The 7,161-nt window shown below is 32.4% G+C and carries 6 protein-coding genes; 2 read left to right on the forward strand and 4 right to left on the reverse strand.

Translation table 11 applies throughout. The features are described from left to right. The first annotated feature begins 96 nt into the window (after nucleotides 1-96). Nucleotides 97-573 carry an HIT family protein gene (locus RTR43_RS25100; RefSeq protein ID WP_312476704.1) on the forward strand — a complete coding sequence of 159 codons (477 nt, stop codon included), beginning with the start codon at nucleotides 97-99 and terminating at the stop codon, nucleotides 571-573. 891 nt (nucleotides 574-1,464) lie between these two features. Here RTR43_RS25100 and RTR43_RS25105 read toward each other — a convergent pair. Further along, nucleotides 1,465-2,421, reverse strand: coding sequence for a hypothetical protein (locus RTR43_RS25105; RefSeq protein WP_312476706.1), 957 nt, complete (start codon nucleotides 2,419-2,421; stop codon nucleotides 1,465-1,467). Nucleotides 2,422-2,482: 61 nt separating this feature from the next. After that, a complete protein-coding gene (locus tag RTR43_RS25110; protein ID WP_312476708.1) occupies nucleotides 2,483-4,111 on the reverse strand; it encodes an FAD-dependent oxidoreductase in 1,629 nt (542 codons plus the stop codon). 180 nt (nucleotides 4,112-4,291) lie between these two features. Here RTR43_RS25110 and RTR43_RS25115 point away from each other — a divergent pair, with 180 nt between their 5' ends. Next, nucleotides 4,292-5,209, forward strand: coding sequence for a LysR family transcriptional regulator (locus RTR43_RS25115; protein ID WP_312476710.1), 918 nt, complete (start codon nucleotides 4,292-4,294; stop codon nucleotides 5,207-5,209). Between the two features lie 155 nt (nucleotides 5,210-5,364). On the opposite strand, the gene RTR43_RS25120 is transcribed toward RTR43_RS25115, so the two are convergent. Together RTR43_RS25120 and rsgA are read right to left on the reverse strand one after the other, a co-directional pair. Further along, the gene (locus RTR43_RS25120; RefSeq protein WP_312476712.1) at nucleotides 5,365-6,348 is read right to left on the reverse strand and encodes a phosphotransferase enzyme family protein; all 984 of its coding nucleotides are present in this window, start codon (nucleotides 6,346-6,348) and stop codon (nucleotides 5,365-5,367) included. A 5-nt stretch (nucleotides 6,349-6,353) separates the two neighbouring features. Beyond that, nucleotides 6,354-7,161: ribosome small subunit-dependent GTPase A (gene rsgA / locus RTR43_RS25125; RefSeq protein WP_312476714.1), on the reverse strand; the 808-nt coding region annotated here is incomplete at its 5' end.

Here is a 7,161-nt window from a genome sequence, read left to right on the forward strand (position 1 = left end):
ATTATAATCCATAAGTTATGTATAATAAAAATATAAACTATTGAACAATAGTAATTTAAGACGTAACTGTATAATATCATGAAGGAGTGAATTATAATGAAAGATTTTATGAATAATGAGTGGAAATCTGAATGTATCGCTTGTGAAATAGGTAAAGGTAATATTATACCTCCAGGTGGAATTATAAAGAAAACAGAGAATTTTTTTATACAGCAAGATTTAGAAACTCCACTAAAAGGCTTTCTCGTCATAGTATCAAAAAAACATCTAAAATCAATTGCTCAATTAACTTTAGATGAAGTAACAGAACTTACTAACCTAATATATAAATCTAGATTAGCTTTAAATGAGATTAGTGATATCAATGAAGTGGTTATTATTCAAGAAGAACGTTCAAGCCACTTTCATGTATGGCTTTTTCCAAGATATAATTGGATGAATGAGTCATTTGAAAATTCATTAACTGACATTAGAAAAATTATGAAATATGCAAATTTAAATATGAAGAATGAAAAAAATATTAAAGAAGTTTTATCAACAGCTGATTTTCTTAGAAATTTAATGCAATCTTAAAGTTCCAATTAGTATATAAATTCTAAGCTATCATTTAAGAGTTTTAAATGTGTGCAATGATACTGCTCAAATAAATATAATGCAAAGTTAAGTTGATTCAAAATATTAATTATTAGACGAACTAAATAGTAAAGTGGACAACTTGATTTGTCCACTTTACTATTTAGTTCTTATATCAACATTGGTTTAAAACAGAGTCAAAAACAAAAAAAGTATTTAAATCTTACTCTATGTTTTTATATTCTTATATTCTTGTGCCTTTAAGCCATTGAAACTACTAGTGTTATACCTCCTAGAGAAAGTTGTATTTATAGTTTTAGTTTATGAAAATAAATTGCTTTAATCATTTTATCACTCCTATAAACAGAGTTCTTTGCCTCAGATGGAGTTTTTACTCCCACTGAAGCTTACTAACAGAATTCTAAGTATCAGTATTTTTGATACTTAGAAGTCGTTGTCCTTTAGGGGAAATCGTTATCCAGGGTCGTAGTCGCTCTTTACTCCCGTTTTGAAGAAAAGCAGAGGGCCCAAATCTCTGATTTGGTGCGAATCGCGTTCACAGAGTGCGATGGAGTATTAGAGCTTGTAGTCATCGGATAAAGTGAGCAAGTAAACTTTATTACTACCTTAAAAGGGTTTCATATGACATTGGATAGAACCCTTTTAAGGTGGTTTTTAAGTTTATAACCAGTTGATTTATTTTAGGCACTATCAAATAAATAATAGATCAGTTTTCTCGCCTATTTGTCACGAATACTGCGTCGTTAAAATTCTGTCATAGCGCCACTATGACAGGATTTTAACTCCTTGTCTCGTGACAAATATACTTCGAATCTTTGGTCTATTATTTATTTTCACATGCCTTAATGCTATGGATCTAGATGCTTTGAATTAGCAAGTAGCGCCGCCAACTAAGTGAAGTTTTGAATCTAAAATCTCTTGTTTACGTGCCCAAATATCATCTGAAAGTAATTCTTTTTCAATTACTTCAAAGCCGATACGCTCGATTGTTTGAGATAAACGTTCTCCAGTTTGTCCTTGTTCTCTGTAAAGTAAGATTAATTTTTCTACTACGTCTAATGCTTCTTCTTTTGTTGTAAATACCTTGCTTAGTGCAACTCCCTGAGCAATACTTTTACCCCATCTACCCCCAATGTAGATTTTGTATCCCGTAGTACCATCTTCAATACAGTCGAAGTGACATTTACCAACACAACGTCCGCAGTTGTTGCAAAGGTCTTTATCGATTTCTAAGATACCATCTTCAAGCTTAGCAACTTTTATTGGACATGCTTCTACAACACTACATTTTTTACATCCATTACAACCATCTTCATCATAGTTAGGGATTCTTTGGCCAATAATACCGATGTCATTTAAGTCTGGTTTTACACAGTTATTTGGACATCCACCTACTGCTATTTTGAATTTATGTGGTAATTTAACCTTTGCATATCCGTTGTAGAATCTTTCATGAATTTCTTCAGAGAAACCAAATGTATCGATTAAGCCATATTGGCAAGTACTACCTTTACAACTTACAACTGGACGAACTTTAGAACCAGTACCACCAGTCACTAAGCCTTCTTTTGCAATGTATTCTTGGAATTTTTCGATGTTATCATAGTGAATTCCTTGACATTCAACTGTAAGACGAGTTGTGAAAGTCACAAAACCATTACCATATAAATCTGTTGCTTCTGATAAGCATTTATTTTGAGCAGCAGTTATTTTACCATTTACAGTTATAATTCTAGCAGAGAAGCAATCAGTTCCTCTGTTCCTTAAAAAGCCCATTCCTTTCACTCTTTTTTCATCTTCAGCAGTTATTTTAAGTTGAGTCATCATAGTTGTTTCCTCCATTTATATAAAATTTCTATTATAATTCTATTATATTTATATTATAATTCTATTGTATTTCTACTTCAGAAAAAGTAGAACCACCTTCAAGTACAAGAGTATTTGTGTAGCCATAATGTTTTAAACGATTTTGTAATAGATACGCACGTTTACCTTTAGCACAAACTAAGAGTAATTTGTCATCTAAGCCATAGCCTTCTACAGGGCCTGTCACTTTTGTAAGGTCAATATAAGGAGCCCTGGTAATAGAAGGAGTAATTGAAGCATCAATTACTTGATACCCTTCTGGCTTGTTAGTTTTATATTCAAATGGAGTAATTGTTGAAAATGCTCCACTGATTTTGTTAAGTAATATATTCACTGTATGAGAGAATGGATGGATTGCTGTAGAGAATGGTGGAGCATAAGCTAAGTCCATATCCCCAATGTCTTCCAAGGAAGCATTGGTGGTAATAGCTGTTACTGCGATATCAACCATTTTGTCAACGGCACCTTTACCAAGTACTTGAAGCCCTAATAAATTCTTAGTTTCTTTATCAGCAATCATTTTTACGATAAATAATGATGCGCCTGGATAGTAGTGTGCTTTATCGTCTACTACAGTTACAACAGAAGCAACATTAAAACCAGCATCTTTTGCTTGTTGTTCAGTTAACCCAGTACGGCCTACATTTAATTCTGGTAATTTACAAACGCCGGTACCTAATACCCCATTATATTTTAAATGGCCACCAACAATATTTTTCGCTGCAACACGACCTTCGATATTTGCAGAAGATCCCATAGGAGACCAAGCAGGGGCTTTTGTAATGGAATTTGTTACGCAAGCACAGTCACCAACTGCATAGATGTCTTTATCATTTGTTTGTAAATATTCATTTACCTTAATTGTTTTATTAGGCATAAGTTCAATTGATGTGCCTTCTAAGAAAGCAGTATTAGCACGAATACCCATTGCAAGAATTACTGCATCACATTTCATTGCACGTTTTTGTGTTTTAACTTTTTCAACTTTCTCTTCTCCAAGAATACCTTCAAGACGAGTGTTAGTAAAAGTCATAATACCTTGATCAGCAAGATGGTTTTCTACATACTCACAAAATTCAGGATCGAAACCTGGAAGTACGTGATCTGCCATATCAAGAACAGATACTTTAATTCCTTGTAATGCTAAATTTTCAGCAACTTCAAGTCCTATGAAGCCACCACCAACAACGATAGCTCGTTTGATTTCTCCTGCTTCTACAGAATCTCTTAATGAAATTGCATCTTCTGGAGTTCTCATAAAGTAAACACCTTTTAACTCCACACCATCAAGGCTTGGCTTGATTGGATTTGCACCGGAAGCAATGACTAATTTATCATATGTAAATGTAGAGGCCTCATTCGTAGATAAATTTAAAGCATCTATGGATTTTTCTACTTGATTTACTTTAGTTACTTCCATTTGTGTTAAAACCTTAACTCCTGTAAGTGAAGAAAAACTTTCTGGTGTGTTCACAATAAGACCAGAACGTTCATGAATTAAATCTCCAACATAGTATGGTAAACCACAGCCTGCGTATGAAATATCACTGCTTTTTGCTAAGATGGTAACCTCTAAATCACGATTTTCTCTTTTTAATTTAGCAGCTACTTTTGTACCAGCAGCCACACCACCAACAATAAGTACTTTCACAGAATCACTTCCTTTGTCATTTATTTAACATATCTTTACTCTAAATATAGCATTTGAGTTAATATTATGAAAGTGGTAATATCTTATTAGTATCATAGGAAAAGCTGATGAACTTTTTTGTTAATATATGTCGAAAATGTAAACCGGATATGGTATATATCAGAAGAAGGGTGAGATTACATGACAATTAAACATTTACGTGTATTTATTGAGGTAGCAGAAAGCGGGAAAATGAGCATTGCAGCAGCAAAGTTTTATTTATCACAACCAACAGTAAGCCAAATAATAAAGGAATTAGAAGAACATTATGGTTTTTTATTATTTGAACGTTTATCTAAGAAACTGTTTATTACTGAGGAAGGGAAAAAATTACTCTATTATTCAAAGCAGGTTGTGCAGCAATTTGATGAATTAGAAAGTAAAATGTTAGAGTCATCAAGGGTACAAGCATTCCGCATTGGTTCAACAATTACAGTAGGAAGCTGCTTAATCAACGATATTATTAAAGAATTTGAGCGTATCGATGATACTGTTGAAATCTATTCTTATGTGAATAATACACAAGCAATTGAAGAAGAACTGTTAAAAGCTAACATAGATATCGCCTTAGTAGAAGGTGTTGTTAAAAGTCATGATTTAATAAGTATTCCAGTAGTTGATGATTATCTAGTATTGGTCTGTGATAAAAATCATCCATTAGCTGCAAATCGTTACTTTACAGTGGAAGCACTGAATGGTCAACGATTTGCAATGAGAGAAAAAGGGAGTGGAACAAGGGAACAGTTTGAGAATTACATAAATAAGCAGGGGATTGCAATTAAAGAAAGTGTGGTGGCAAATTGCCCAACAGCTATGATCAATGCTGTGATTGAACAAGGCTGCTTAGCAGTTTTATCGGTGAGATTAGTCCAAGAACAGATTAAGGATGGAAGTATCGTAGTTTTGAAAAATGAAGATTGTACATGGAATCGTTCCTTTTCTATTGTATATCATAAGAATAAATTTCTATCACATAGAATTGTAAACTTTATTCAAGTTGCATCAAGCTTTAAACGTCCACAGATTATGGATTTAATTGATAATATGTCAAGTAAATAATCATAGTTATTTTCAATGATAGACTTAGGTAAAACTTAATTTAATTCAATATATAATTATGGTATGTTAAAAAGTTAATAGATTTAGGGATTACCTCAAAGGAGTGTAATAGGAAAATAACTAAAAAATCCCGTATACACTCCTTCAAAAGTTAATTAAATAGGCACTGTAAATGTATCTTTTCTAGTGTCTAATAAATTCTTTAGTTTAATTCTCAAATCAATCATCCAATCAGGTTCGTTGTCCCATTTTTCTTCTACAGAACGAAGTATACGGACATATCCATATAAATTAACATATCTTCTGAAAATAGGCAATAATTTAAGCATTTCATCAGAAATAGCATACTCTAAGCGGTAACCCTTAATAAACTTATTTACCGAAGATTCTACTTGTTCTTCTGGCATATCTTCTTTTATGCTATCTAATGATTGCTCAATATCCAATGCATACCAATGATACATCGCATCATCAAAATCTATAGGATTATAGGTTTTCGTGATTTCATTATAAAATACGTTGTCAAGCTCAAAGTCATAATGGATAAGCCCAAAGTCTTCTTTTGTAGTTGGTAGTTTTGAAAAATAAGCTTTAAGTATAGATAGCTCACTTTTAGCAGCAGTTTCATCTGGAAAAGTTGATAATACATCTTCCATCCAGCATGCTGTTTTTTTCCAGTCATTACGTTTATTATTTACTGGACTAAATTCACTGCTTAGTTTATGCAATTTTCCTAAAGCTTTACCTAAACCGAAGATTAAATCCTTTGTCAAAGGCATTTCTGATACTTGTTTACCAGATGCTTTTTTAAATGCAACAGCATGGAATGTTCCCCAAGGTGTGTCTACTACTTCAAGTTCATTGCCAGCTTTAGAGAGTATAGTTTCTACTGCAGGATAGCCATTACTTCTCAAATAACTCAGGAATTCAAGTTCAGCAAGTATCTTTTCCTTGGTTTTTTCCTCGGAAGGTGTAAACCTAAGAAAAAAAGGACTACCTTGATTCTTACACAAATAAACTGCATTTGCAGAAATTCTATAATACTTTAAAAGATCAGGGTCATCATAATCATACTCCCAATTCTTAAGTATCATATGAGCTAAATCTTCATTATCAAACAAATATTTTAATTTTAACATTCAGCTTAACCTCTTTTCGTATTTCTTTTATTAAATTTATTTATTCTGTTATTATAATAGGATTTTTTGTTATCCTTTAGAGTTTTAAGTTCTTTCAATTGGCTTTTGTAGCTATTAAATCTTTCAATACTTAATCTTCCATCCTCAATAGCCTCTTTAACTGCACAGCCAACTTCTTTATCATGTTTACAGTCTCTATATTTACACTGCTCTACCAAAGCGTAGATATCTTGAAAGCTTTCTGAAAGTATATCTTCATCAGCCCATAACTGCAGTTCCCTAATACCTGGAGTATCAATAACTGTGCAGCCTGAACTATGCTGTAAAAGCTGGCTACTTGTGGTAGTGTGTGTGCCTTTACCATTAGAACTGCTTATAGTATTTGTTTTTTGTATTTCAGCACCAAAAACATAATTAATAATTGTTGATTTGCCTACACCAGAAGAACCAAGAAATACTACGGTCTTACCACAGCATAAATATTTATCAAAGATATTCATATTGATATTATTTAAAACACTTATGGGATGTACAGCTATCCCTTTTGCAATAGTATTTATTTTTTCTATATAATCGGGTATGTTATTGCAAAGATCACATTTATTTAACAGTATAACAGGTGTAGCTCCACTACTAAGAACTAAGGTAATATATCTTTCAATTCGACCTATATTAAAATTATCATCAAGCCCACTTACAATAAATGCAATATCTATATTTGAACCTATAATTTGTTCTTCTATATTTCCTCCAATCAGTATACCGTTTTTCATTTTTCTTCCGCCTGATATAGCAAGTTTACGAGCAAAGTAG

This window comes from Neobacillus sp. (assembly GCF_031988165.1).
Classification (GTDB): Bacteria; Bacillota; Bacilli; order Bacillales; family Cytobacillaceae; genus Neobacillus; species Neobacillus rhizosphaerae.

What these genes read in the sequence shown, in the direction of transcription:
- RTR43_RS25100 (WP_312476704.1), top strand. Translation starts at nt 97, where the DNA reads ATGAAAGATTTTATGAATAATGAGTGGAAATCTGAATGTATCGCTTGT.
- RTR43_RS25105 (WP_312476706.1), bottom strand. Translation starts at nt 2,421, where the DNA reads ATGATGACTCAACTTAAAATAACTGCTGAAGATGAAAAAAGAGTGAAA.
- RTR43_RS25115 (WP_312476710.1), top strand. Translation starts at nt 4,292, where the DNA reads ATGACAATTAAACATTTACGTGTATTTATTGAGGTAGCAGAAAGCGGG.
- RTR43_RS25120 (WP_312476712.1), bottom strand. Translation starts at nt 6,348, where the DNA reads ATGTTAAAATTAAAATATTTGTTTGATAATGAAGATTTAGCTCATATG.